Origin of the sequence: Paenibacillus mesophilus (genome assembly GCF_005938385.1) — a bacterium.
GTDB lineage: Bacteria > Bacillota > Bacilli > Paenibacillales > NBRC-103111 > Paenibacillus_AB > Paenibacillus_AB mesophilus.
In genome coordinates this window covers 550,138-577,068 of sequence record NZ_VCRA01000001.1, presented here as the reverse complement: position 1 = coordinate 577,068, position 26,931 = coordinate 550,138, and the positions used below count along the sequence as shown (strand labels likewise).

The 26,931-nt window shown below is 57.0% G+C and carries 24 protein-coding genes; 14 read left to right on the top strand and 10 right to left on the bottom strand.

Features of this window, described 5'->3' with window-relative positions:
* The first annotated feature begins 21 nt into the window (after nt 1–21).
* Genes FE783_RS02245 through FE783_RS02225 form a run of 5 tightly spaced genes read left to right on the top strand, consistent with a single transcriptional unit; the run spans nt 22 to nt 6,739 of the window.
* Nucleotides 22–2,751 (top strand): glycosyltransferase, encoded by a 2,730-nt coding sequence (locus FE783_RS02245; protein ID WP_138877669.1) that lies wholly within the window; start codon nt 22–24, stop codon nt 2,749–2,751.
* Complete coding sequence (gene galU, locus FE783_RS02240; RefSeq protein ID WP_138877668.1) at nt 2,748–3,629, top strand: UTP--glucose-1-phosphate uridylyltransferase GalU; 882 nt, start codon at nt 2,748–2,750, stop codon at nt 3,627–3,629. The genes FE783_RS02245 and galU overlap by 4 nt, the downstream gene beginning before the upstream one ends.
* Entirely contained in the window at nt 3,626–4,594 is a 969-nt protein-coding gene (locus FE783_RS02235) for an NAD-dependent epimerase/dehydratase family protein (protein ID WP_138877667.1), read from the top strand. The genes galU and FE783_RS02235 overlap by 4 nt, the downstream gene beginning before the upstream one ends.
* Entirely contained in the window at nt 4,591–5,970 is a 1,380-nt protein-coding gene (locus FE783_RS02230) for a UDP-glucose dehydrogenase family protein (RefSeq protein WP_138877666.1), read from the top strand. Before FE783_RS02235 ends, FE783_RS02230 begins: the two co-directional genes overlap by 4 nt.
* A gap of 34 nt (nt 5,971–6,004) precedes the next feature.
* The gene (locus FE783_RS02225) at nt 6,005–6,739 is read left to right on the top strand and encodes a class I SAM-dependent methyltransferase (protein WP_138877665.1); all 735 of its coding nucleotides are present in this window, start codon (nt 6,005–6,007) and stop codon (nt 6,737–6,739) included.
* 99 nt (nt 6,740–6,838) lie between these two features.
* Here FE783_RS02225 and FE783_RS02220 read toward each other — a convergent pair whose 3' ends face one another.
* From FE783_RS02220 to FE783_RS02180, 9 genes are read right to left on the bottom strand one after another with little or no spacing between them, the layout of a single operon-like run.
* On the bottom strand, nt 6,839–7,771 hold the full coding sequence (locus tag FE783_RS02220) for a glycosyltransferase family protein (protein WP_138877664.1): 933 nt from the start codon (nt 7,769–7,771) through the stop codon (nt 6,839–6,841).
* Entirely contained in the window at nt 7,768–8,613 is an 846-nt protein-coding gene (locus FE783_RS02215) for a beta-keto acid cleavage family enzyme (RefSeq protein ID WP_138877663.1), read from the bottom strand. The genes FE783_RS02220 and FE783_RS02215 overlap by 4 nt, the downstream gene beginning before the upstream one ends.
* Nucleotides 8,594–9,304, bottom strand: coding sequence for a NeuD/PglB/VioB family sugar acetyltransferase (locus tag FE783_RS02210; RefSeq protein WP_138877662.1), 711 nt, complete (start codon nt 9,302–9,304; stop codon nt 8,594–8,596). Before FE783_RS02210 ends, FE783_RS02215 begins: the two co-directional genes overlap by 20 nt.
* Before the next feature lie 24 nt (nt 9,305–9,328).
* On the bottom strand, nt 9,329–10,465 hold the full coding sequence (locus FE783_RS02205) for a UDP-N-acetylglucosamine 4,6-dehydratase family protein (RefSeq protein WP_138877661.1): 1,137 nt from the start codon (nt 10,463–10,465) through the stop codon (nt 9,329–9,331).
* A 32-nt stretch (nt 10,466–10,497) separates the two neighbouring features.
* On the bottom strand, nt 10,498–11,658 hold the full coding sequence (locus tag FE783_RS02200; protein ID WP_274381427.1) for a DegT/DnrJ/EryC1/StrS family aminotransferase: 1,161 nt from the start codon (nt 11,656–11,658) through the stop codon (nt 10,498–10,500).
* Between the two features lie 39 nt (nt 11,659–11,697).
* On the bottom strand, nt 11,698–12,819 hold the full coding sequence (locus FE783_RS02195; protein ID WP_138877660.1) for a glycosyltransferase family 61 protein: 1,122 nt from the start codon (nt 12,817–12,819) through the stop codon (nt 11,698–11,700).
* A 47-nt stretch (nt 12,820–12,866) separates the two neighbouring features.
* Nucleotides 12,867–13,568, bottom strand: a complete 702-nt coding sequence (locus tag FE783_RS02190) for a hypothetical protein (RefSeq protein WP_138877659.1) — start codon at nt 13,566–13,568, stop codon at nt 12,867–12,869.
* Nucleotides 13,569–13,593: 25 nt separating this feature from the next.
* Nucleotides 13,594–14,301 carry a putative nucleotide-diphospho-sugar transferase gene (locus FE783_RS02185; protein ID WP_138877658.1) on the bottom strand — a complete coding sequence of 236 codons (708 nt, stop codon included), beginning with the start codon at nt 14,299–14,301 and terminating at the stop codon, nt 13,594–13,596.
* A 21-nt stretch (nt 14,302–14,322) separates the two neighbouring features.
* Entirely contained in the window at nt 14,323–15,447 is a 1,125-nt protein-coding gene (locus FE783_RS02180; protein ID WP_138877657.1) for a glycosyltransferase family 61 protein, read from the bottom strand.
* Nucleotides 15,448–15,672: 225 nt separating this feature from the next.
* On the opposite strand from FE783_RS02180, the gene FE783_RS02175 reads away from it, so the two are divergent.
* Genes FE783_RS02175 through FE783_RS02150 form a run of 6 tightly spaced genes read left to right on the top strand, consistent with a single transcriptional unit; the run spans nt 15,673 to nt 22,168 of the window.
* On the top strand, nt 15,673–16,278 hold the full coding sequence (locus FE783_RS02175) for a class I SAM-dependent methyltransferase (protein ID WP_138877656.1): 606 nt from the start codon (nt 15,673–15,675) through the stop codon (nt 16,276–16,278).
* 51 nt (nt 16,279–16,329) lie between these two features.
* The gene (locus tag FE783_RS02170; RefSeq protein ID WP_138877655.1) at nt 16,330–17,412 is read left to right on the top strand and encodes a glycosyltransferase family 4 protein; all 1,083 of its coding nucleotides are present in this window, start codon (nt 16,330–16,332) and stop codon (nt 17,410–17,412) included.
* A gap of 33 nt (nt 17,413–17,445) precedes the next feature.
* Complete coding sequence (locus FE783_RS02165; protein WP_138877654.1) at nt 17,446–18,552, top strand: glycosyltransferase family 4 protein; 1,107 nt, start codon at nt 17,446–17,448, stop codon at nt 18,550–18,552.
* Nucleotides 18,553–18,597: 45 nt separating this feature from the next.
* Entirely contained in the window at nt 18,598–19,686 is a 1,089-nt protein-coding gene (locus FE783_RS02160) for a glycosyltransferase family 4 protein (RefSeq protein WP_138877653.1), read from the top strand.
* A gap of 24 nt (nt 19,687–19,710) precedes the next feature.
* A complete protein-coding gene (locus FE783_RS02155; protein WP_138877652.1) occupies nt 19,711–20,850 on the top strand; it encodes a glycosyltransferase in 1,140 nt (379 codons plus the stop codon).
* Nucleotides 20,834–22,168 carry a nucleotide sugar dehydrogenase gene (locus tag FE783_RS02150; protein ID WP_202916110.1) on the top strand — a complete coding sequence of 445 codons (1,335 nt, stop codon included), beginning with the start codon at nt 20,834–20,836 and terminating at the stop codon, nt 22,166–22,168. Before FE783_RS02155 ends, FE783_RS02150 begins: the two co-directional genes overlap by 17 nt.
* Nucleotides 22,169–22,558: 390 nt before the next feature.
* On the opposite strand, the gene FE783_RS02145 is transcribed toward FE783_RS02150, so the two are convergent.
* Nucleotides 22,559–23,536 (bottom strand): glycosyltransferase family 2 protein, encoded by a 978-nt coding sequence (locus tag FE783_RS02145; RefSeq protein ID WP_138877651.1) that lies wholly within the window; start codon nt 23,534–23,536, stop codon nt 22,559–22,561.
* A gap of 279 nt (nt 23,537–23,815) precedes the next feature.
* Here FE783_RS02145 and FE783_RS02140 point away from each other — a divergent pair, with 279 nt between their 5' ends.
* The 3 genes from FE783_RS02140 (at nt 23,816) to FE783_RS02130 (ending at nt 26,901) form a co-directional block, all read left to right on the top strand.
* Nucleotides 23,816–24,523 carry a class I SAM-dependent methyltransferase gene (locus tag FE783_RS02140; RefSeq protein ID WP_158301579.1) on the top strand — a complete coding sequence of 236 codons (708 nt, stop codon included), beginning with the start codon at nt 23,816–23,818 and terminating at the stop codon, nt 24,521–24,523.
* Between the two features lie 81 nt (nt 24,524–24,604).
* The gene (locus FE783_RS02135; protein WP_138877649.1) at nt 24,605–25,762 is read left to right on the top strand and encodes a glycosyltransferase family 61 protein; all 1,158 of its coding nucleotides are present in this window, start codon (nt 24,605–24,607) and stop codon (nt 25,760–25,762) included.
* Nucleotides 25,759–26,901 carry a glycosyltransferase family 61 protein gene (locus FE783_RS02130; protein WP_138877648.1) on the top strand — a complete coding sequence of 381 codons (1,143 nt, stop codon included), beginning with the start codon at nt 25,759–25,761 and terminating at the stop codon, nt 26,899–26,901. Before FE783_RS02135 ends, FE783_RS02130 begins: the two co-directional genes overlap by 4 nt.
* The last annotated feature ends 30 nt before the right edge of the window (nt 26,902–26,931 follow it).

Below are 26,931 nucleotides of genomic sequence, written 5' to 3'. Positions count from 1 at the left end.
GCCGATTAAGGTGGTGAATTTATGAATATCGCTTTCTGCATACCCCGTCTTCCGAGCCGTTTCGGCGCTCTCGCGAAGGGGCGGTATGTCAGCCAATTCATCGAAGCGTTGGCGCAATTCGGTCCGGAGCATTCGATTGTCCGCTACGATCCGGATGCGGAAGCGGAGCATGCCGAGTGTCGTCGGGACCGTCTCGGCCGTTTTATGACGGAGCATGCGATCGATCTGTTTGTCGTAACCGATCCGTTCATGAGCGTGGAGCAGGGCTTGCGCAAGGAATGGTTCGGTACTGCGAAGGTGGCGGCTCTGCTGCTCGAGTGGAGTCCGCCGGACATGAAGGACGCCGTTCCGCCGGACGGACGGAACGGCGAAACGAGCGAGAGCGCGCTCGATTTTCTCCGAAGCTGCGACCTGGTGCTGACCCCGACGGAGTATATGAAGCAAACGGTATCCGAGTCGGCCGGCATCCCGGTGGAGAAGATCGAGATCATCGCGGGAGGAATCGACCGGCGGTTCGAGCGCGCCTCGGCGGAGAAGCGGGATTTGTCCCGATTCGGAATACCCGGCCGGTACGTGCTGTGCGCCGGAACCGGGCTTGTGAGGCGGCAGGGGAAAGCTTTGATCACCGCTTTCGGCATGGCGAACCGGGAGCTTACCGAAAGCTATTATCTCGTAATCGCGGACGATGCGGACGATCAGGAGCGGCGTAAGCTGCTGGACATGGCCGAAGAGGCCGGGATACGGGACCGTGTCCGGTGGACGGGGCCCGTCGACGGCGACGAATTGGCCCTTTTGTACGGCGGTGCGGAGCTGTTCGCGTACCTCGGGGCAGAGGGAAGCCTCGGCTTTCCGATGCTCGAAGCGATGGCATGCGGCACGCCGGTTATGGCGGCGGATCGGGCGGAGTGGAACGAGCTCGGGGAGAACGCGGTGTACCGGGTCAAGCCGCACGATGTCGAACAAGTCCGAATAGGCTTGAAGCTGCTGCTGAACGAAGGATCGTCCCGAAGCTTTCTAATCGCGAAAGGGAACATCCAGGCTCGGAAATATCAATGGAGGGCAAGCGCGGAGAAGGCGCTGCGGGCGTTTCGCGAAGCATGCCGGGAGCAGCTCGCGATATTCGTCTCCCGGCACTCCGCCCGGGCGGGCGTTCCGGACGGCATTCAGCTTCTGCTGCCCGCATTGACCGAAAGGTACGACTGCGATTTATACATCGGCAACGGTCCGGGTCCGTCTCCGGACATGATGCGCAACCGGAGGGTCCGTCTGTATCGCCAGGAGACGTTTCCCGGGAAAGCCGCGGGATACAAAGCCGTCCTGTATCAGTTGGATCCCGCGGATGCCGATAGCATCGTGCCGGACTATATGCGGCAATATCCAGGTATCGTGCTGGTGGAGGACGCCGAGCCGGACTGCATCGCTCGGCTGCTGACCGCCGGGGTGAATAACGGATCCGGAGAAGAAGGCGGGGAGCGCGGGCAAGAGGGCCCCTTGGAGCATGAAGGAACGTTCATCGTCCATCAGGCGGAGACGGCCCGTTTGTTGGAAGACAACGGCTGCAAGAACGTATTGCTTGTTCCGAAGCCTGTCAGGCTGCCCGTCATGGTATCCGCGATCATGGACCGCGACTTCACGTTCTCGAGCTTCGGGAAAATCGAGCCCGGCGACGGATTGGAGTCCGTGCTCACGGGGTTAGGCAAGCTCGTCGAAAGGGGGCATGGCGATGTGCGGCTGTGTGCGGCCGGCGAATGCGACCCGGCTTACCGGGACCTGCTGCTGGCGAAGGCGGAGTCGCTCGGCTTGAAGGGCTGCGTCGAGTTTCTCGGCCCGCTGGGGGAACACGAATACGGCAGTCGAATAAGCCGGTCCGACGTCTGCTTATATTTGCATCATCCGCGTTCCGACGAGCTGTCCGGCGATCTGCTCGACGTGATGTCCTACGGCAAGCCGACAGTCGTGCTCGGAACCGGGGTTCATCTGGGACTGCCGGACGATGTCGTATACAAGACGGTTCCCGGCATGGGCGAGGAGGATCGATTGTTCGACTCCATGCTGCAGTTGTATGAAGACAAGGAGCTTCGCAAGAAGATGCGCAAGCAGGCGAGAGCTTTCGTCGCCGCCAACCATTCCGTCCCCCGGTACGCGAACCGCGTTCTTCACTTGATCGAAGGCGGCGATGAACGCGAATGTGCGGACCAGATCGGGCCGGACCCGGACGGCGAGCCCTACGTTCAAGATTTGGAAGAGGTCTACGATACTCCGCATATCACCGAGGCGGACGATGGGGCGCATCATGTTGTGGAAGTAGCGGCCGCTCCTCCCGCGCATGCTCCGGCTTCCGGGCAGGTGTTCCAGATCGGGCCCGACCGCTTCCGCCGTATTCGCAAAGGCAAGGCGGTCCGATGCTACTTTTCGTTCGATCTGGCCGCGCTGCCTCCCGGCGTCACGATCAAATCGGCAGTCATGCACATACCGGTGAGGGGGAGGCTGGTACGGGTCCATCGGATCAGCAGCGACTGGAACGCGAAAACCGTATTACGGCGCAAGCCGCGCGTTCGCCCGAAGCCGATGTGCAGCAAAGTTCGCAGGCGGGCGATGTGGACGTCCGTCTTCCGGTGGGATTGTACACAGCTGGCCCGCTTGTGGCAGTCGGGGGCCGTGAGCAACTATGGCGTCTATGCGCCGGCCGTTTCGTCGGTGCGTAGGCCGTGGCTTGCGGTCGAGTACGGGGGTGAAGGAGAAGAGACATGAGAAGGGTGAAAAAAGCGATTATACCGGCCGCGGGCCTCGGTACACGATTTCTGCCCGCGACGAAGGCCATGCCTAAGGAAATGCTTCCCGTCGTAGACAAACCGACCATCCAGTACATCGTCGAGGAAGCCGTCGCTTCCGGAATCGAGGATATTATTATCGTAACCGGAAGGAGCAAGCGGTCCATCGAGGACCATTTCGACATCAATTACGAGCTGGAAGCGAACTTGAGGGATCAGCGGAAAGAGCATTTGCTCAAAATGGTCGAGGATATTGCGAAATTGGCCGACATCCACTACGTCAGGCAGAAGCAGGCGCTCGGTTTGGGCCACGCCGTCTGGTGCGCCCGCAAGTTTATCGGCCGGGAGCCGTTCGCCGTGCTGCTCGGCGATATGATCATCGACAGCGACGTTCCTTGCCTGAAGCAGCTGCTCGACATCTACGAGCGGAAGCAGGCGCCGGTCATCGCCGTCGATTCGGTTGAATGGTCGCAGGTAAGCAAATACGGCGTCATCGACGGCGAGCCAGAGGGCGAGCGGCTGTTCAAGGTCAATCGATTGGTGGAGAAGCCGGCAACCGATCCGCCCTCCAATATGGCGATCATCGGACGGTACGTCTTGGAGCCGTACATTTTCCAAATATTAAGCCGTCTTCCCGCGGGGATCGGCGGAGAAATTCAGTTGACGGACGCATTGCAGCAGTGGACGTCGCGGCATCCGATGTATGCCGGGCTTATTCAAGGCAAGCTTTACGACGTCGGGGACAAGATGGGCTTTTTGAAAGCGACGGTCGAGCTCGCCTGTAAGGACGAGACGCTGCGGGAGCCGTTCCGTTCGTTTTTGCGCCAAGCTGCTGCGGAAGGGGGAGAGACGACATGAGCAAGACGTTGGTTACCGGGGCGGCCGGCTTTCTCGGCTCCCATATGGTTGCGCGGCTGCGGGCGGAAGGACGGGAAGTCGTCGGCATCGACAATCTGAGTACGGGTAAGCCGGACAATTTGAGGTCGTTTCCGGACGGCGGGGGCTTCGTCTTTATCGGCTGCGACGTGACGAATCCGCAGCTATTGTCGATGCGCGAGCTTACGGACGTGACGGAAATATATCATCTCGCGTCTCCCGCCTCGCCGAAATTTTATCAAGCGCATCCGTTTGAAACGATCGAGGTGAATACGACCGGCACGAAGCTCATGCTGGAGCTGGCGCGGCGGAACGGAGCCAAGCTCGTCTATTCCAGCACGAGCGAAGCGTACGGAGATCCGCTCGTCCATCCGCAGGACGAATCCTACCGGGGGAATGTCAACACTTGGGGGCCCCGCGCCTGCTATGACGAAGCGAAGCGGCTCGGTGAAGTGTATTGCTACGAATATTTCCGCCGTTACGGGGTTCGGGTGAAGGTGGCGCGCATTTTCAATACGTACTCCGCCGGTCTGCGCAACGACGACGGGCGGGTCATCTCCAACTTCGTGACCCAGGCGATCGAAGGGGCCGATTTGACGGTGTACGGGGATGGCAGCCAAACTCGTTCGTTCTGCTACGTGGACGATACGATCCGCGGTCTGCGCCTTCTGATGGAGAAGAGCGTGGCCGACGGGGAAATCGTCAACATCGGCAATCCGGTCGAGCATACGATCCTGCATGTCGCCCATACGGTAATCCGTCTGTCCGGAACGTCCGGCGGCATTCGCTACTTGCCGCTTCCCGAAGACGACCCGAAGGTGCGCCGTCCGGTCATAACGAAAGCCGAAACGCTGCTCGGGTGGCGGCCGGAAGTTACGCTCGAGGAAGGACTTGGCCGGACGATACGCGCTTACAGGGAACGCATGGGAGGAGGGACACGCTCATGAACATAGCGGTCATAGGAGCCGGTTATGTCGGCAGCGTGACCGGCGCGGCTTTTGCGGCGTTGGGACGGCGGGTTACGGTCATCGATTCGGATGCGGGCAGGGTGGAACGGATCAACGGGGGCCAAAGTCCGATCTACGAGCCCGGGCTCGATGCCCTTATCGCTTCCATGGTCGGCCGGGGGCTGCTGTCGGCGTCGCAGAGGTACGACTCCGTGTTCGACGCGGATGCCGTCTTCATTGCCGTCGGCACTCCGTCCCGGCCTGACGGAACGGCCGATTTAAAGTATGTGAAAGCGGCCGCGGACAGTATCGGCGCCTCGCTGAACCCGGAGAGGTTCACGGTTGTGGTCGACAAGTCCACCGTTCCGGTCGGAACGGCCGGCCTGGTCGCCTCGCGGATCGAGCAGCGGTCCGGCTTGAAGCGGGGCGAGGCGTTCGCGGTGGCGAGCAACCCCGAATTTTTGCGGGAAGGCTATGCGCTGGAGGACGTCTTCTTCCCGGACCGGATCGTAATCGGGACCGATCATCCGGAGGCGAGACGCGTCCTGAGGATGCTGTACAGGCCGCTGCTTGCGCGCACGGACTACAGCGGCTTGGCGCACTTGATTCCGCAGCCGTCCGCTCCCGGTCCGGAGCCGGTTTATTTCGAGACCGACGAGAAGAGCGCGGAAATGATCAAATACGTGTCCAACGCCTTTCTCGCCGTGAAAATCAGCTACATTAACGAAGTGGCCCGACTGTGCGAAGCGATCGGGGCCGACGTGACGGATGTGGCCGCCGGAGTCGGGCTCGATTCGCGGATCGGCGGAAAATTTCTGCAAGTATCGAGCGGCTGGAGCGGCAGCTGTTTCCCGAAAGATACCGCGGAGCTGCTGTCCGCGAGCCGCAAATACGGCAGCGAGCTGACGGTAGTCAAAGCGGCGGTCGACTCCAACCGGAGCATGCACGACTATTGCGTCGAGAAAGTGCGGCGGCGGCTGAAGACGCTGATCGGGAAACGGATCGGAGTATTGGGATTGACGTTCAAGCCGAATACCGACGATGCCAGGCAGACACAGGCGTCCGTCATTATCGGAAGCCTGCTCGAATTGGGAGCGACCGTGGCGGCGCACGATCCGCAAGGAACGGCGATGTTCAAGTCGCTGAATCCGGACATGGAGATCCGTTACTGCGGCGCGGGCGAAGAGGTTGCTGACGGCGCGGATGCCGTCCTGCTGCTGACGCATTGGGACGAATATGCGGTTTTGGATTGGAAGGCGGTGCGCGTACGCATGCGAACGCCCTATGTGCTCGATACGCGCAATTTCCTGCGCAAGTCGCCTTGGGGCGAATGGGGATACGAGTATGAAGGAATGGGCATCGGGACGGACCGATAAGCGACCAGAAGTCAATTGGGGGTGAACGGCCGGAATGGCAAAGCTCCAAGACGAGGATTTCGAGAAAGTTACAGCGGCTTTTATTGCACTTCACGGTCTGACTGTAGTGCGCGGCCCCTTCAAAGGTATGCGCTACGTAAACGACCCGTCGATCAATGTGCTGACCACGAAGCTGCTCGGCATATACGAGTGCGAACTGTACCACACGATCGAGGAGCAGCTGATTCCGGAGCGGTACGGGCGGATCATCAATGTCGGATGCGGCGACGGGTATTATGCGGTCGGTCTGGCGCTCCGGATGAAGAGGGCGCGCGTAATCGCCTATGATATCAAAGCGGCGGCGCGGCGGAGGTGCAAGCAAATGGCCGTGTTGAACGGAACGATCGGCCGGCTGACGCTCGAATCGTTTTGCGACACCGCGGCTCTTCAAGAGAAGGTGAGGCGCAGCAACGAGCGGAAAACGCTGCTGTTCTGCGATGCCGAAGGGTATGAGCTGAAGCTGCTCGATCCCGAGCTCGTCCCTTCGCTGCGCTATTGCGATATGCTGGTGGAGCTGCACGACTTTATCAATAACGCCATCAAGCCGACGATATTGGCCCGTTTCGAGAAGACGCATAGCGCCACGATTATAAAAAGCACTTGCCGCGAGCGCAATCCGGACGATTATCCGGAATTGCAATCATTGAGCGAGCAGGATCGGCCGTTATGCGTATCCGAACGGCGGCCGGCGGGGATGGAATGGGTGGTTCTGAAGAGCAACCATCGTTAGGGAGAGTTTCATTCGTCGCGGGTATTCGCGACAGCTCAAGGACCGGAGGCGCCGCCTCCGGTCCTTTTTTCCGCTAAAGTTATTGTAACGTCGGAAGGCTCATCGCTGAAGGTGGCTGCGAATATAGTCGATGAATTGGCCGACCCGGATTTCCGTCGAATGGTGCTCTGCGACCAGCCGATGCCCTTTCAGGGCGATTTCGATCCTTTTGTCCTCCTTGTGCAAGTAATGCATCGCCTTATCGTAAAAGTCGGCCTCGGTAACGGCTACGAAATTTTGCTTGTCTATGAATCCCAGATCCGTCAATTCGCGCGCTCCGCTTGCGAGAAGCAGCGTGTTGCACGCCGGGACTTCGAAGTATTTGGCGACAGGATAGTTGTACATCGAACCGTCGGTCAGAAAGATGCGGGCCCGGTTAATTTCCTTCGCGTAGTTTTGTTTAATCGGCAGATGCTGCTGCTCCTCCTTCGAGAACAGCCGGTAGCCGGGATGCTCGTGATGGACGAAGCCGGGGACGTCCCGCATATCTCGGGCGATCTTGTTGCGCAGCGGATAAATGGGGCTGAGCGAGCCCATCAGGAGGAAATCGATCGTCTTCGGCAAGGCGTAATCTTTGAACATCGGCGTATACGCGTGATGAGGGAGCCATCTGAACTTTTTGGCGAATTCCGGATATTCGTTCAGAAACCCGTCGCGATAATAACTGAACACCAGATCGATCTTGTTGCTGCGGACAAACGTTTTGAACAAGCTCGTTTTCCGGAACGGGTCGGTATGCATAATCCCTTTCGGGATCGTTGTCTTATTCAGGTCTGTCAGCGTTTTTCTGAAACGGTCGACAAAGGCGTCGATATATATAAAGTCCGGGGTAAACGGAAGCCGGTCCAGCAGCGGGCCGATATCGCCGCCGCTTTCTTCGAAGTGAACCCGCACGTCGGGCCGGCCGGCCAGCGTCTGCTTGAAATATTCGCGGTTTTGGAAGGTGAAGTCGGACAAGTTCATCGTAAAGTACAGGATGCGGATCGGGGTCATTGGCCTCCCGCCCGCGCAAGGCCCAGCATCGTTCTTACTTCGGAGGCCGAAGCGGCCGTCCGACCGTAAGCCGCGGCCAGATCGGCGACCTGCCTGACGAGCTCGGCATTGGTGGCAGGATGCCGCCGCCCCGGATCAAGCCAAATATTGTCCTCCAGCCCGACGCGAACGCCGTCCGCAGCGATTACTCCCAGCGCGTTCATCGGCTTCTGGTGATCTCCGATGCCTGCCAGGGCATAGTACGAGTCCGGGGGCAGCTCGGAAACGATTAACGCGGCGTGCATAAGCGTCGCTTGGGCGGTTGCCGCGTTGCCGAGCAAAATGTTGAAATAGTACGGGGGCTCGAGCAGCCCTTTGCGGATTAAATATTTGGCGTAATTGACCATGCCGAGATCGAATACTTCCAGCTCCGGCTTGATTCCTTTTTGCTTCATCAGGCCGGCCAGCGCCGCGATCATCTCCGGGCTGTTTACACTGGCCGTTCTCGGAAAGTTCATCGAGCCGAGCGTCAAGCTCGCCATATCGGGCTTCAGCCCGCCCTGCAAATGGAGCACGTCCGAACGCTTGTCGAACTCGGAAACGTTCCTGCCGCTGGTCGAGACGACGACGATCAGCTCCGGATGATCGCGGCGTATGGCTGCGATAATTTCCGCATATTTCTCTTTCTTGTACGTAGGACTTCCTTCCGCGTCTCTTGCATGCAGATGGACCATCGATACCCCGAGCGGCACGCAGGCGGCAACGTCGGCGGCGATTTCTTGCGGATCGACGGGGACATGCGGCGTCATCGCTTTCGTAGGAATCATGCCGGTAGGTGCAAAGTTAATGATCAGCTTCTTCATTCCGCGCCTCCTCCTTCAACGGCTTGACGAGCGGCTTGGCGGGTACACCCGCGACTGTGGCGTAATCCGGGACCGTTCGCGTGACTACCGCTCCCGCGCCGACGACAGCCCCTTCTCCGATAGTCGTATTCGGCAATACCGAGGCGCCCAGCCCGATAAATGCCCGTTCCATGACGCGGCCGTAGCCTCCGATGCTTACTCCGTGGGCAATTTGCGAGAAATCGGATAGAAGCGTATGATGCCCGATCGAAACCGATTTGTTAATGATGACGTGGCTGCCGATCCGCACGGCCGGATCGATAACGGTCCCCGGCAAGATGATCGTACCGGTCCCGATCTCGGCGAACGGCGAAACGACGGCCCGGTGATGAATGGCGTTTCGATAGAGGAGATGCTTGTGCTTGACGGACAGGCTGCGCCTGACGGTATTGTCGGCGATCGCGAGTATAAACCGGCTCGTCGCGAGCGGCAAATCGTTCCGATGCAGGATGCCGTCGATCGGACCGAATATCGGGAACCCATACCGGGTTTGGCCCGTCAGGCTGACATCGTCGTCGATTAACGCTATCGGGGCCGGATCCCGGTTCGCGGCCAAAATATCCAAGGTCATGATGCCTAACGCCCCGGCTCCGATAATAAACGTCTTTTCGGCATTCCGGTGGGCTTCAAGCCATTGTGCGGCGAAATCCATGTCGATTCGTCCTTTCGGCTATAATTAGGGACGGCTCCGGCCGGGCATGCCGGGCAGAAGCAGCCGGATCAGGCCTCGGATTTGTTCGGACGAGGTCCATTGGTTTTGCTCGGACAGAAGCTCTTCCAGCCGGCCCAGAACAGCCGACAGGCTCTGCTCGGACATGGCGTGCGGACTGCATATCCAGATCCGGTCATGTCTCGTCGCTTGGATGCCTTCCTCTTCGGTTAACAGCTCTTCGACGATTTTCTCTCCGGGACGGATGCCGGTATATACGATCGGAATATCCCGGTCCGGTTCGAAGCCCGACATCCGGATCAGCTTGCGGGCCAATTCGGCGATTTTGACCGGTTGTCCCATATCGAGCACGAACAGTTCTCCGCCCTGCGTAAAGGCTCCCGCCTGAATAACCAGCTGGACGGCTTCGCGAATCGTCATGAAATAACGCACCATATCCGGATGGGTGACGGTAACCGGCCCGCCCTCCCGGATCTGCTGCTGGAAAAGCGGAAGAACGCTGCCGCGGCTCCCGATTACGTTGCCGAACCGGACGATGATGAAATTGGTGGGGCTGGCCGCATTGGCCGACTGGACGACCATTTCCGCAATTCGCTTCGTCGCTCCCATCATGCTGGACGGTTTGACGGTTTTGTCGGTCGAAATGAATACGAAGCGCTCCACTGCGAAATTGCTGGCGCATTCGATCATAATCCGCGTGCCGAATATATTCGTTTTGACCGCTTCCGCTTCGTTCGTTTCCATCAACGGAACGTGCTTGTGAGCCGCCGCATGGAACACGATGGAGGGGCGGAAGAAGGAGAACAGATCCTCCATCCGTTTCCGGTCCCGGATATCCGCCATAATCGTCTCGTGTCCGGCCTGCGGCAGCGTCCGTTCCAATTCGATTTGCAGGGCGTGCAGGCTGTTCTCGTCGTGGTCGACCATCAGCAGCTTGTTCGGGCGGAACGGAAGGATTTGACGGCACAGCTCCGATCCGATCGAACCGCCCGCCCCCGTAACCATTATGACTTTGCCGGTCACGTACCCCGCTATGGCCGTCAGGTCGATTTTCACCGGCTCCCGGGACAACAATTCCTCTGCATTGACTTCGCGAACAGGCGGGATACCGTCTTTTCCGCGACGCTTGTTAATACGGTTCATTCTAATACCCCCAAGATCGGTTCCAGGCAATCTTATTCCCGTGCGCCGGACAGCGTGTTCCGGATGCAATCGATCACTCGTTGTTGTTCGTCTTCCGTTAAACTGGAGCCGGAAGGCAGGCAAAGCCCGGTCGCAAACAGACGGTCGGAAACACTGTCTCCGGGGCCGTGGGGAACATACTCGCAGCGTCCGTATAAGGGCTGAAGGTGCATCGGCTTCCATACGGGACGCGCCTCGATGTTATGGTCTGCCGATGCCCGGATGATCCGGGCGGACGAGACGCCCGTAACGCCGGCATCGACGGTCAGTGCGGTCAGCCATCGGGTCGACCGGCCATATGGGGCTTCGGGTGCGAAACGGATACCGTCGATGCCGGACAGCGCGCTTCTATACCGTTCGAACACGGTGCGGCGCGCCTGGATTCTCGACTCCAGCACCTGCAGCTGCCCCCGCCCGATTCCCGCCAGCACGTTGCTGAGCCGGTAATTGAATCCGAGCTCGCTGTGCTCGTAGTGCGGGGCGGGGTCCCGGGCTTGCGCGGCAAGAAATCGGGCTTTCTCCACGAGCGCGAGGTCGGCGGACACGAGCATGCCGCCCCCGGAGGTCGTAATGATTTTGTTGCCGTTAAAGGAGTAGACGCCCATCAGGCCGATCGTTCCGCTCGCCCTCCCTTTATAGTCGGCGCCAAGCGATTCCGCCGCATCTTCGATTACAGGCACGCCGTAATGATGGCACAGGTCCATAATCGGCTCCATATCGGCACATTGGCCGTAAAGATGGACGACGACGACCGCTTTCGGCACGTTCCCCTCTTTTTTCGCCATGTGCAGCGCCCTCTCCAGCGCGGCGGGCGACATGTTCCATGAATCCGGCTCGGAGTCTATGAACACCGGCTCGGCTCCCGCATAACGGATCGGGTTGGCGCTCGCCGCGAAAGTCAGCGTCGAGCACAAGACGCGATCCCCCGGACCCGCGCCTGTCAGCTTGATCGCCAAGTGCAGGGCGGCCGTGCCCGAGTTCAGGGCAGCCGCGCCCGGGCTCCCGACATACGCGGAAATTTCCCGCTCGAATTGATCCACATGCGGACCTACCGGAGCGATCCAATTGGTCGTCAGCGCCTCCTCGATCATTTGCCTTTCCTTATCGCCGAGGTGCGGGGGAGACAAATAAATGTAGCTTGGTGTTACGGTCACGGGGGTCGTTCCACTCCTTTCCGGTTCGGCTTTCCCGCGTCAGCGGATGCCGGCTATATCGAGAATGCGCTTCAGTTTGTCGATATCCACCTTGATATCGGCACTCCGGTCATGCGTATCTTTGTATTCCGGCGGCCTGGGGCCTTCTCCGACCAAATAATAATGACACAGGCCGAGCTGCCCGCTCAGCATCGGGTAGCATGTATGCACGAGCCGCGGAGAGAACATCTCGATTACCCTGGTGCCGGGGTTGCAGAACACGGTATTCGTGAAACCGGCGCCATGCGGACCCGCTACGGCTTCCGCGGAAGCGAACAGCCGGACTTGATCGAGAAACGGCATGTCTTCCAGGTACACTTTCCGGAAGCCGAGCCCGCCGAGAACATCCATGACGGCCTCCTCGTTCAGCAGCTTCCGCTTCTTCGCCTTCTCCCGGCTAATATAGATGCGTTCCTTGCCGGGCGACGGCATGATGCCGTTCGCGGTCATCAGCTCGCGGCGCAGAAAGTCGATCGACCACCTGGAGCGGAATTTCCCGACGCACCGCGGAATGACGAGCAGGCGGCTTTGCAAATGAAGCGACGGACCGCTCTCCACGATCTGTTCCCGGGGGATGCCGAGAGCTTCCAGCGTCCTGTACTGAAATTGCGCCGACGATTTGCCATTGATGACGTACGTACGAGGTGCGACGCCGCATTCCCTGAGCAGGTGCAGCAGCGGCAAAACGTCCATCATCCAGTGGTAGTAGATGCCGCTGTCCTTGAGGGCGAGTACGGCAACCGGATACGGAGACTTCTGCAGCGGGGGCATGACGCTTATTTTCGATATGTTCCGCTCGGACGGGCTATGCTTCCGGTCCAATGTACAGTCGCCGATCAGCATGTTGTCCGGAGTTACGATATCGCAGGCGAGACCGCATACTTTGCCGCCCGGGATGATAGCCACCGTCCCGTGGCGTTCCCTGATCGTCGTTGAGAACGAATGGCGGAACGCCCAATGCGGAGGCTCCTCCAGACCGACCGGAGGCGGAATTTTGACGTAGCGGCCATTGCGCATCGTCATGCTGTAGGAAGGGGTGTCCTTCGTGACCGATGCTTCGATCCAATCGTCGATCGTCCTGTAATAACCGGAAGGAGGAATACATTCATCCTGAATGTTCACGCCGTTCGCCTTCTTTCTCGGGCGTGTCGAGCCGGGCAGTTCCTTGCTCAGACGCGCAGTATGTTTTGCACAAACGCAGCATATTTTTCGCGCATTTCATCGATCGGTTTAGGCTTGCTGCAGTAATGATAAATGACCGGATTGTCGGCGCGGTCGGAGTAGCGGCTGTTCCATTCGCGGTCGATGAAACGGACATACGGAGTGTATCGCGTTTCCACGGGCGACGTATTCGAATCCGGCGAGTGCCCGATCAATTCCATAAGCGCCGCCTGCTCCCACCATCTGTGATTCACGAATTGGGTGCTGGTCCATATATGATGCAGCATTTCGAACGTCTTCGGCATGCTCCGGCAAATCCATACGCCGGTGTTCGGAATCAGCCTTCGCCCGATCCGGTGAGCCACCATATGCATCGGTATTCCGGGATCGAGCACGGAGCGGATATCCTTCTCCGGATTGCAAATAATCGCGTCCGCATCGATCCATATGACCGTTTCATACTGCTTCAGCATATGGTGGATCAACACGACTTTGTCCCAGGCGGGCGGACGCGAGGCATCCAGCCGTTTGCCGGGCAGCGGCAGCAGTAAACAGTCCATCCGGTGCATTTGGGCGTAATAGGCGGCGGTAGGCGCCATTAGCTGGAGCATTTCCAGATGGTCTTTGCCCGAAGCCAGGCTGCATATCAGCATGCGTTCCTTGCGATTCCACTTAAGCGGCAATACGGGGATGCTTGTCGGTTTCTTCACGGTGCTCCCTCCCAACATATAGGCTTCATAACTTCACGACGTTTTGGATGAACGTGTTGTACTTCCGCTCCATATCGTCAAGCGGTTTATCCGGACCCGAATAATGCAGAATGTAAGTTTCGGGGGAAGGGGCGGCGTAGCGGCTGTTCCATTTGCCGTCCAAAAAACGGACGTATGGGGTAAACCGGGTCGGTGCGCGGAACTTGCATACGCGTCCCCTCGGCTCGTAGCCGATCAAATCCATGAGAGCCGCCTGCTCCCACCAGCCGTCGCGGATGAACTCCGTCTTATTCCATATTGCTTCCAGCAGCTCGAACGTACGCGGAGACCGGCGGCATATCCAGACGCCGGTATTCGGAATCGTCTTGCTGCCCAATCGATGGGCGACCATATGCATCGGAACGTTAGGATCGAGTTCTTTGCGGATATCGACATACGGGTTTACGAATATCGTGTCGGCGTCCAGCCACATGACCGTTTCATACGATTTCAGCATATGGTTCAGCAGAATGACCTTGCTCCAAGCGGACGGACGCGACGGGTCCAGCCGCCTATCGAACAGCGGGAGAAGCAGGTGATCCATCTGGTGAAGCATCGCGTAATAACGGACGGTCGGCGCCATCCACCGCATGTACTCGACGTGCGATTCGCCGACGGCCAAGCTGCAGACGAGCATTCGGCTGCGCGGGGGCCAAACGATTTTTAGAGCCGGTATGGTCGATTTCACGGGCATACGACGCCTCCTAACCGCATATTAGGATAGACCTGCGAGCTTTAGAATCGCAGCAAAACTTTTTCGATCGATCGTGATATCGTCCGCATGGATGCGCGGATTGACATATTCCGGCGGGCGCTTGCCGACTCCGACCAGATAGTAATGCTCGAGTCCCATATGGCTGCTGATGACCGGATAGCAAGTATGCATATGATTGGGCGAGAACAGCTCGATCACCTTCGTGCCCGGCTTGCAGAAGATCAGATTGGTCAAACCCGCTCCGTGCGGACCGACGATCATTTCCGCCGACGCGAACAGCCGGATTTGTTCGGCCACCGGCATCGTTTCCAGCTCGACGCTGCGGAATCCGTACCGGCTTAATTCGTTCATCAGCTCCGCCTCATTAATAAGCTTGCGTTTCTTCGCTCTCGCCCGGCTTATGAACAGCCGCTCCTTCCCGCCTTGCGGCCGGATGCCCGGCTTCTCCATCAATTCGTAGCGCACGTATTGAAGCGCCCATTTCGGCACGATGCCGATATCGGAGCCCGGAACGAGCAGCAGCTTCGCTCTCAGATGCATGTTGTCGTCGCTGAACGACAGCCGCTCCCGGGGGACGCCGAGCGTATCCATCGTTTCGAATTGAAACGGCGCGAGCCACGCTCCATTCAACAAATAACGGTCTACGGGAATACCCAGCTTCTGAAGCAGATGGAAGCGCGGCAGCACATCTACGAGCCAATGATAGTAAATTCCGCTTTCCCGCATGCCCAGAAGCGCGACGGTCTCGGCTGCGTCGCGTATCGGCGGAAGCCGGGTAAGATTTCGGAGCTCGGGGTCGTTCGGGGCGCGCAGCCCAAGCCAGGACAAGTCCCACATTTCCTTATGATCCGGAGCGACGATCGTGCATCGCGAGCGGCACACTCTCCCGCCGGGCATCATCGCGACATACCCTTTGCGCTGCCTCCATTTCTTGATGGAAAACGTACGGTATATCCAGTGAACCGGTTTTTCCAGCCCCTCCGGTTGCTTCAAGTAGATCGGATTGGATTTGTAGAACCATTTGCAAAACCGGCTTTCCGCAAGCCCCGAGGAATGAATCCATTCAGTCGGGGAACGGTAATGGCTCGTTGGCGGCCGCAGCTCCTTCGGAACGTTCAAGCTCATTCATCCCTTCCTTCATTTCGACAACAATTACCGTTATTGGTATATGTCCAGACATACCGGACGGACCCGGCGCATGGTACGGGTAGCAATCGTTTATTGCCGGATTCATGGTCCAGATGCACATTTTCATGTGGACAACGGTTGAAGTATGACGGGCTGTAGCACTCCGTCATAAGATGGGAGCAAGTTCATACGAGCTCATCACCATTCTCTGGAGGGATATTCATGTCTTTGGAAGAGCAACAAGCCGGCGAAAGGATCGAAAGCATCCAGGAGATGGTTTCATCCGTGCCGGGATGGCTGGAACTAAACGAAGGAGCGACGTTATACGAGTTGGCCCGTTTTCTCGCTCCCGTTCCGACGATCGTCGAGCTCGGCTCTTGGAAAGGAAAGTCGACGTGCGTGCTGGCGTCTGCAATCAAAGACCGCGGAGAAGGCAAGGTGCATGCCGTCGATCTGTGGAACTGGAAGCCGGGCAAGCGGCAAACTCATACGGACGAAGTGTTCGACGAGTTCAAACTCAATCTCGAGAAGCACGGCCTCACCGAATATGTGGAGACGATCCGGATGAGGACGGTGGATGCTTCGCGGAAATGGCGGATTTCGAATCCGATCGGTCTGCTGTTTATCGACGCCTCGCACCGGTACGCGGCCGTCCGGGCGGATTTCGAATATTGGAGCCCGATGGTCGCGGTTGGCGGCTATATCGCCTTCCATGATGTCGACACATGGCCCGGGCCGACCCGGCTCGTCGCGGAGCTGCCGAAATGGTTCGTCAAAGTCGAGACCGAAGGTTTATGGGTTTGCCGAAAAGTAATGGAGGGGACGTAAACGTAAAGACGCGCTCCGATTCGGCATGCCGAAGAGACGGGAGGCAAGGTCATGAACATATTGCTTGAGGGGGCGTTCTACAGCGGGCATGGCTTGGCTGAAGGAAACCGCATCTTGCTGCGGATTTTGGATCAATCCGGACATACCGTGCGAATCAATCCCGTCGATAAATCGTGGGTGACGCATCCGGTATTGCCCCCTGAAGAAACGGCATACTTGTCGTCATTCGAACAAACCCGGCTGACGTCCCGCGATCTGTTTCTGTGCAACTGGATCGGCTACCAAGTCCGCTATAATTCCGACTACCGGGTGAACATCGTACGCACTACGTTCGAGACGGACCGAATTCCAGAATCGTGGGTGCCGGAATTGAACAAATTCGACGAGGTTTGGGTACAGTGCTCCTTCAATCAATCTACGTTCGCGGCCTCCGGAGTGAAGGCGCCGATACGGTTGATCCCCAATTTTTTCGATGAAAAGCAGTTTTCTCCCGCGGGGGAACCGTTTCCGCTGAATGTGAAGCAATCCTACTTGTTTTTATCCGTATTCGATTTGAAGGAAAGGAAAGGGTACGATGTGCTGCTGCGCGCATTTTTGAACGAGTTTTCAAGCCGGGATGACGTCGCTCTCGTCATCAAGGTGCGGAGCGGCAAGCATTTGTCGAGCGTATACGACGTCATCAAAGCCCACCCCAAGCCGTTCCGGGATCGTCCATGCGTGCACGTGATCGACCGGATGCTGAGTCCGGCCGATTTGATCCGGCTGTACCGCTCCTGTGACGCTTTCGTTCTTCCGACGCGGGGAGAAGGGTGGGGCAGACCTTTCTTTGAAGCGATGCTGATGGAAATGCCCGTCATCGGAACGAACTGGAGCGGGCAAACGGACTTCATGAACGAGAGCAACTCGTTTCTGGTAGGTGTCGAGCGGCTTGTGCCGGTGTCGATGAAGGAGCTGGCCGGCCATTATTGGGCGGAGCCGTCCGTCTCCGATTTGCAGCAGAACATGCGGTTTGTCGTAAACAACCGGGAAGCCGCCATAGCGAGAGGGAAAAAGGCGCGTAAAGACCTGTTGTCCGATTATTCGATGGAGAAGACGGCGCGAAAGGTAATTGCGGAGCTGGATAAATTCCGGTGACCGTACGACTGAATATAGCCCTGGGAAAGAACGGTGACGGCATTGAACATTTTATTTAAAGGTTTCTTCTATAACGGCAAGGGGTATGCCGAAGGAAACCGGGTGCTGCTGAATATGCTGCACCGGAGCGCGTATAAGGTCAAGGCATTGCCGAGGGACTGGCAGCGGGAGAAGAAGCTCGCCTTGACGAAGCAGGAATTTTATTATGTGCGGTATATGGAGAACACCGTATTGACCGGCAAAGATATTTTTCTGAACCGGGATGTCGGCTTCCGGCTGGAGGCGAGACCCGAATTTCGCGTGAACATCGCGCACACGACGTTCGAGACGGACCGCATCCCGTCCAGCTGGGTGCCGATACTGAACAAGTTCGACGAAGTATGGGTACAGTGCAAGTTCAACATCAAGACGTTCAGAGATTCCGGTGTGAAGGTTCCGATCCGCTTCATCCCCTATTTTTTCGACGATAAGCGATATGTCCTGGAGGGCGGCAAGTTCCCGCTTCCCATAACGAAAGGGTTCAAGTTTTTATCGGTGTTCCAGCTGTGCGAGCGCAAAGGCTACGACCTGCTCATCCGCGCCTATTTGGACGAATTCGGCCCGGACGACGATACGGCGCTCGTCATTAAAGTGCGCGGTCCCGACGAAACGCCGCGGCTTATGAAGGAGCTGGAAGCTCACAAGAAGCCATCGTCGAAACGGCCGGCGGTTCATATTATCGACCGGATGCTGATGACGCCCGAGCTGCTCGGCCTGTACCGCGCCTGCGACTCTTTCGTTCTGCCGACCCGCGGAGAAGGCTGGGGAAGACCGCTGTTCGAGGCGATGCTGATGGAGATGCCAACGATCGGCACGAACTGGAGCGGCCAGGCGGAATATATGAACGCGAACAACTCGTACCAGATCGAGGTCGATCGCCTCGTCCGCATCAAAGACAATCCGGACTACGATATGTACAACGGGCATAACTGGGCGGAGCCCTCCCTCGAAGATTTGCGGAAAAAAATGAGGTACGTATACGAGCATCAGCAGGAAGCCAAAGCGGTCGGCAAGTTTGCGCGCAAGGAGCTGCTGGAGAAATACAATATGGCGCTTATCCAGAAAAAAGTAAAGGCGGAAATCGATAAATTCCGGAAATGACGCCGATGGAGAGAGCGCAGAGAGCACATAAGGAGCGGAGATACGGTGAATATTTTGCTGGACGGCATGTTCTATAACGGGCACGGGTTCGCGGAGGGCAACCGGATCCTGCTCCGCCTATTGGACCGCTCCGGGCACCGGGTGCGAATCTTGGCGAGAGACCGTGCGGAGAAGATGTCGGTTCTGCCTGCGGACGAAATCAGGTACATCGCTTCGTTCGAGCAGACGCCCCTTTCCTCCAACGATTTGCATATTTCCAACCGGACCGGTTCCGATGTCCGCATCCGGCCCGATTTTCGCGTCAACATCGCCCGTACGACGTTCGAGACGGACCGCATCCCGGACTTCTGGGTGCCGGAGCTGAACCGTTTCGACGAGCTGTGGGTGCAATGCTCGTTCAATTTGGCCTCGTTTCGCAATTCGGGCGTCCGCGTTCCGCTTGTACTGATGCCGAACTTTTTCGATGTCGGGCAATATAACCCGTCGGGCGACCGGCTGCCGCTGCCCGCCGGCGAAAATTTCTTATTCTTATCCGTCTTCGATATGCAGCAGCGCAAAGGATACGATGTGCTTCTGCAGGCGTTCCTGAACGAGTTTACGCCGGATGATTCGGTTGCGCTCGTCATCAAAATCAGAGGGGAGAGCGACGCCGAAAAGCTCGAAAAAATTATCCGCCAGCACCCGAAAGCGAGAAAAGAGAAGCCGCCCGTATACATTATCAATCAAATGCTGACGGTGCCGGAGCTGATGGGCTTATACCGGACTTGCGACGCCTTCGTGCTGCCGACCCGCGGGGAAGGCTGGGGGCGGCCGTTTTTCGAGGCGATGCTGATGGAGCTGCCGGTAATCGGAACGAATTGGAGCGGGCAGACCGAATATATGCACGAGTACAATTCGTATTTGGTCCAAGTGGAGCGGTTGATCCGGATTGAAAATAACGAGTTCCCGATATTCAACGGACATTATTGGGCGGAACCGTCGCTTGGCGACTTGCAGAAGAAAATGAGGTATGTCGCGGGGCACCGGTCGGATGCCAAAGCAACCGGCAAAAAAGCGAGGAAGCAGCTGCTGGAAGACTACGGGCTGGACCGGTTGACGGAACGGGTCGCGAAGGCACTGAACAAATATGTCTGACGACTGGGGAGGTACGGATTAAGCGTGAATGTGCTGCTGGAGGGCATTTTCTACAACGGTCACGGTTTGGCGGAAGGAAACCGGATTTTGCTGCGTATGCTGCACGAAGCCGGCTTCCGCGTCCGCATCGAAGCCAGGGATGCAGACGAGCGGCATAAGCTGCTGGAGCCGGAGGAGGAGCGGTTCATCTCGTCGTTCGAATCGACGGAGCTGACCTCGAACGATATTTATTTATATAACTGGGTCGGCTCCTACGTCCGGCGCAGGCCCGAATTTCGCGTCAATATCGCCAGAACGACGTTCGAGACGGACCGCATTCCGGACAGCTGGGTGCCGGTGCTGAACAGCTTCGACGAAGTATGGGTGCAGAGCACGTTTAATCGATCGACATTCGTAAACTCCGGCGTCCGAGTCCCGATCCGGCTCATCCCGAACTTCTTCGATACCGACCGCTACACGCCGTCCGGTCCCGTTCTGTCCCTTCCGGTCGAGGAGTCGTTTCGCTTCTTGTCCGTCTTCGACCTGAAGCGGCGCAAAGGCTATGACGTGCTGCTGGATGCGTATCTCGATGAATTTTCCCGCCTGGACGACGTTGCGCTCGTCGTCAAAATACGGGACAACAACAAGGACGGCATGCTCGTGGAGCAGATCGAGGCCCATCCGAAGCCGAAGCGCGATAAGCCTCCCGTCTACATCATCGACCAGATGCTGTCTCCGGAGGAGCTGCTCCAGCTGTACCGCGCGTGCGACGCTTTCGTGCTGCCGACTAGAGGGGAAGGATGGGGGAGACCGTTCTTCGAGGCGATGCTGATGGAATTGCCGGTGATCGGGACGAACTGGAGCGGGCAGGTCGATTTTATGAATTCCCGCAATTCGCACTTGGTTCAGGTCGACAAATTCGTAGAAATTACGGACAACGAAAACCCCGCCTTTATCGGACATGTTTGGGCGGAGCCGTCCAAGAGCGATTTATGCGCGAAGATGCGCTGGGTAACGAGGCGGAGGCTCGGAGCGAAGGAGAGGGCCGTCGCGGCGAGGAAAGATCTGCTGCGCAAATTCAGCAAGAAAGCTACGGCCGACAAGGTGATCGGGGAGTTATCCAAATTTTACGACACGGCTACAACCGCCAACATCAGGAGAATGGGGAATGGAAATGACGAGTGAAGCAGCACCGCTTACGATCGCCGTAATCGGTCTCGGTTACGTCGGCTGCGTATCGGCCGGGTGTTTGGGGGAAATGGGCCATCGCGTAATCGGGGTTGATGTGAACGCTACGAAAGTCCGGTTAATCAATGAAGGGCTGCCTACTATCGTGGAGAAGGGCATCGCCGACTTGATCGCCAAGCAGCGGGGGGCGGGAAGGTTGTCGGCGACCGGCGATTTGCAATCAGCGGCACAGCAGTCCGACGTTTGCCTGATCTGTGTCGGGACGCCCTCAGACCGGCACGGAAAGCCCGACTTGACCTATATGTGGAAGGTGGCGGAAGGAATCCGGGGGGCGCTCGCCGGCAGGGAACGCTTCTTGACAGTCGTCGTCCGTTCTACGACCCCTCCGGGTACTTGCGAACGCCTCGAAGCGATATTGGCCGAATCCGGGAAAAAGGCCGGCGAACATTTCGCGGTTGCGAGCAATCCCGAATTTTTGCGCGAAGGGAGCAGCATCGAAGATTATTTCCACCCGCCGTATACGCTGCTCGGAACGTCGGACAGAACGGCTCTTGCCGTACTGACCCGGATGTACGGCGGCATCGATGCGCCGATCGTGGAGACGAAGAGGGAAATCGGCGAAATGATCAAATATGTCAATAATTCGTTCCATGCGCTGAAAGTCGTTTTTGCAAACGAGATCGGTGCCTTATGCCGCTCGCTTGGAATCGATCCGGCCCGGCTGATGGAGCTGTTTTGCCGCGACCGGCAGCTGAACGTGTCGCCCGCCTACTTGAAGCCGGGCTTTGCGTACGGCGGTTCGTGCCTGCCGAAAGACGTCCGGGCCATTAACGCGATCGCGCGATCGCGGCAAGTGGAGACGGCCGTTCTCCCGGCCATCGAGAGAAGCAACGCCATGCATATCGACAGGGCGATCGAGATGATCGTCGCGGAAGGACGCGTTCGCATAGGCGTTCTGGGACTCGCTTTCAAGGAAGGAACCGACGATTTGCGCGAAAGTCCGATCGTGAAGCTGTTGGAGAGGCTTGTCGGCAAAGGGTATGAAATCCGCATCCATGACCGGAATGTGGAGGATTCCCTTCGAATCGGAGCGAGCAGAGAGTATTTGGAGACGGTCGTGCCTCATTTGATCCGATTGATGGAGCCCGATTTGGAGGAGTTGAATCGATTCGCCGACCTAATCGTAGTCGCCCGGAAAAATGAACAATATGTCGAGTTAGCGAAAAAGGCGCTTCCTTCGAAAATCGTCGTCGATCTGGTGGGGGTGCCCGACGCCCTTTCGGGATTCGGGAATTACAAAGGGCTATTATGGTAAAGGGCGGGTCAAAGCTGCGGGGGTGCAAAGCGCCTCGGCGGCATTTTTTTTGGGGTGTGCTCCTTCGTATGAACCGGTTTGTTAACGATAAAGAAAGTTTAACTTCGCTAAAGTGTTAAAGCGAAGTGAGACTTTCTTTACCAAGAAAAACTTCCGCTGTTCGGGGTCCCCGAAAAGTACCCGGTGTAATCTTCGAAGGATAGCGTCACTTTTTGGGGGGAGAGTAGCGGTCGCTCATCCCTGTAGTACGTCGATAGACGTTTTTCTTAACGATAAGGAAAGTTTAACTTCGCTAAAGTACTGAAGCGAAGTAAGACTTTCTTTACCAAGAATAAGCTACCGCTAAAACACGAATGCACATCATCGAAATGCTTCGATCAGAAGCTTTTCTTACAAAAGAAATAAATTGTTGTTCAGGACCATCCCCTTTCTCTGGAAAAAGCCGGCCAAAGCTTTCCGATTCGCCGTTTGAAGAAGGGCGATTCCGTCGACTACCCCATTGTTGACAAGACCCAAGGCGTATTCGGCATGAGTCTCGTTATCGAAGTAAGCGTGAACCCGTACCGGACAATGCGGGACAACCTCGTTCGCCATGATATGGCAAAGGCCTCTGTTCGCGAATACGATCAAGTTGATCGGGTCGGAATGGCTGCTGTATTCGAATTGGCGCAATCGGCGGATGCAGCATTTCAGCTTTTCGATATAAGTCGCCATGCCGTCATGATGCGAGAGCGAATCGGAGTGCACCCGGTACCGGTACAACACGCGGTCTATTTTCTCGATCGGCCCGAGCTGGAACATCTTCAGCCAGAAGTCGTAGTCGTGAGTGATCCGATACCCCGAATCGTAACCACCGGCTCTGAAAAACCGCGATCTCGAATATAGCGAGGTGCCGTGGCATAGCGCGCAGACGAAGTAGCGGTTTTTAAAAAGCTCCTCGCGGTTCAAGCCATAGTTGAGATTCGACTCGGCGCTCCGGAGTCGTTTCGGATCGATATGAGGTTCGCCGACGCACGAAATTTTCGAGCCGACCGCGATCAGCTCGGGATGACTTTGCATATAGCCGGCCTGAACGGCGAGCCGTTCGGGAACGCTTATATCGTCTGCGTCTTGTACGGCGATCCACTCCCCTTCCGCCTCTTCCACTGCAATATTCAATGCGAGGGGGGTGCCGCAGTTCTCAGGCAAACGGCATATTCTTACCCGGCTATCGGTAATGTTCGAGAGGATATCCCATGTGCCGTCCGTGGATCCGTCGTCTACGATAATGAATTCGAAATTGTCGTACGTCTGGGCAAGTATACTATCTACGGCTTCCTGCAAATATGCCGCTCCGTTATATACCGCCATCACTACCGATATTTTCATAGTCGGATCCCCCAGTCGACAATGATCGTCTTTGTTTACTATATTCTAGAATATTTGGAATGCGTAGACCATTGCTCGGGTTAACCTGTCCAAACATTTTCCAAGGCCGATCATAGGATAAAACGTCGGAACAACTGTCCTCGCGCGCAGAATACGGCATCGGAAATCAAAGAGGCGTTCTACCGATGGCATGTATCCGTTTCTTTTCCATGTTTTCCCGCATTTAATAGAATGGTTGCACTAGGAACCATCACCATGCGGAGAGGGGAAATGCTTCATATGAATAACGCACAATTTATTAATGGAATCACGTTCCGGTACGTTCAGCCCGGGACACCCATACCGGAGAATCGATTGTACGGGACCGACGCCTTGTTGGAATTTGCCAATACCGTGCTGCCCGAGGATGAGGTCCAAATGAGAGACGCTATGAACAGCATTTGGCATATGCCGAAAATGTCGTCCTTTGCAATCGGAGCGATCATTAACCGGGTCGTCTCCCGGCTTCCGTCCGATCAATGCTTCGTCAACGTGGGGGTTTGGAACGGATTTTCCTTCTTGGCGGGGCTGCTGCACAACCCCGATAAAGCATGTATAGGCGTCGACAACTTCTCGCAATTCGGCGGTCCGCGCGCGGAATTTTTGAACCGGTTCAACACGCATAAAGGTCCCGGTCATCAGTTTTACGACATGGACTATAGGGAATATTTCGCCCATATTCATAAAAGCCCCATTGGTCTCTATTTCTTCGACGGTCCTCACGATTACATGAATCAGCTGCAAGGCTTGCAATACGCGTCGCCGTACTTCACGGACGGATGCATCATCCTGGTCGACGATACGAACTGGCCGGAGCCTCGCCAGGCGACGCTCGATTTCATGTCGCTGTACCCGGGGCAGTACCGCATCCTCCTCGACGTTACGACGGCAAGCAACGGTCACCCGACGTACTGGAACGGACTCATGGTTTTGCAAAAAATAATGTAACCGATCGGGACGATGAAGGGGGTGCGGTTATCGGATCGGTTTCCGCACCTTTTTGCCGATTTCGAAGGGAGGGAGTAAGACATGAGCGAAGCGACACCGCGCGGCGTATATCCATCGCTTTGGGACTGGGTCGGGACATCGCGCGCCGGGCGATTCCGCGATCATGAAATGCAAAACGTAATGTACATGGAGGATACGTTAAGCCTTTCCAGACCGAAAGGGGTGGAGCCCCCTGCTCATCCCGGCTTTCAAAAGCAGTCCGTCACGATACCGAAAGCTTTCGTCGCCGTTCTGCCGCAGGGGCGGTATTGGGTTGCGGAAAACAGGATGGCCGCCATCATTGCCCCGGACAATAAAATCATTTTGGACATGTCGATGCAGTATAGCAGGCCGAATTCGGTCCATCCCGTCTATAAGAAGCATGAATTGCCGCAGGCAAAAGCTACGACGGAGACGGTCGCCGTCGTGAATTTCATATGGGACAACAATTATTACCACTGGCTGGGCGAAGTATTGGCGCGAATTCATCTACTGGATAAGAGCGGCATCCGCATCGACAAATATATCATAAACGGCAATGGCTCCACCCGATTCCAAAAGGAAACGTTGGCCATGCTGGACATACCGGAACATAGGATCGTGCGGAGCGAAGCGGGGATGCACCTGAAACCGAAGAGGCTGATCGTTCCTTCGTTCGAAACGTATCGATTGAAGCCTTTTCAGCCCCATTCGATGCCAAGATGGGCAAGCGGATATTTGCGTACGGCGTTGTCGAATCGGATCGGGTCCTCGACCGAAACCGGTTATCGGCGAATCTACGTCAGCCGCGAATATGCCCAGGTCCGCAAAGTAACGAACGAAGAGCAAGTGTGCCGCTTGCTAAGCGGCTACGGATTTCACAAGGTGCTGCTCGAGTCGCTAACGGTTGCCGAGCAGATACGGCTTTTCGCTTCCGCCGACACGATCGTGGCCCCTCATGGCGCCGGGCTGGCCAACTTGCTGTTTTGCCGGCCGGGAACGAAGGTGCTGGAACTGTACGCACCCAATTACGTGAATACGGTGTATTGGTATTTGAGCAACCATTTCGGGCTTGATTATTATTATTTATTCGGCGAAGGAGAGCGCTTGCCGGTCCATTCCGGGGTCGGGGACGTGGAGCGTCGAACGGACGACATCACCGTCGATCTCCAGGCTTTGGGCGAACTGGTTGCGAACATGCTGACGGAGGGATCCGGATGAGCGAAGCAGTTCCTGCCGGCTTATACATTACGCTTCGGGATTGGATCGGAAAATCCGTTTCGAAGCGGCTGCGGGATCATCAACTGTGTCAAATCGCCTACCCCGCGCAGCCGTTCATGCTGACGGAGCCGAAGACGGTCGGAGCTCCCCACCCCGTATTCCGGCAAAGGGCGCTGAGCATTCCCGAGGCTTGCGTCGCCGTCATTCCGGATGGCCGGTACTGGGGGGGCGGGGACGGCTCGGGGGCCGTGATCGCACCGGATAACAAGCTGGTCTGGGACGTGTCGATGCAGTTTCAGATTACCGGCTGGATTCACCCGGTGTTCAAGAGAGCCGATTTGCCGAACGCGGTTTACACCCCCGAGACGGTCGCGGTGCTGACGTTCGTTTGGAGCCGCAACTATTTCCATTGGATGATAGACGTTCTGGCAAGGATCGACTTGCTGACAAGAAGCGGTTTGCACATTGATAAATACATCATATCGAATGACGGCGCCTCGCGGTTTCAGGAAGAGACGCTCGCTCTGCTGGGCATACCGCGGGAGAAGGTCATCCGATCGTACGAAGGGATGCATCTGAAGGCCGCGAGGCTCGTAGTCCCTTCGCTTCAACCGTATTGGCTGGAGCCGTTCATAGCCAACCCCCTTCCCAAGTGGGGAACCGATTTTTTGCGGGAGCGGCTCATGAAGACGGTAAATCCGCAGCCATTGTCCGGATATGAGCGGATCTATATAAGCAGGGGCGACGCCAAGCACCGGAAAGTGCTGAATGAACAAGAGGTGACGAAAGTTCTGGCTTCACGCGAATTCCGTGTAGTATCGCTCGCGACGATGTCGGTGGCCGATCAAGTAAGGCTGTTCGCATCCGCCGAATGCATCATAGCCCCGCATGGCGCCAGTCTCACCAATCTCATGTTTTGCCGGCCGGGGACCCAGGTCGTCGATATATATCCGACCCGCTATATGTACCCTTGTTTTTGGCACCTCAGCAGCTACTATAGTTTGCGGTATTTCTATTTGATAGGTCAGGGACATCGTCTGTCCGAAAGCGAAGGCATCGGTAAGGTAGGGTATGTACACGATAACATCACGGTCGACCTCGGCGCATTGTCCGACATGCTCCGCCTGCTTGGGGTATGAGGGGAGAGAAGGCCGGGGCTGCCGGAGTGG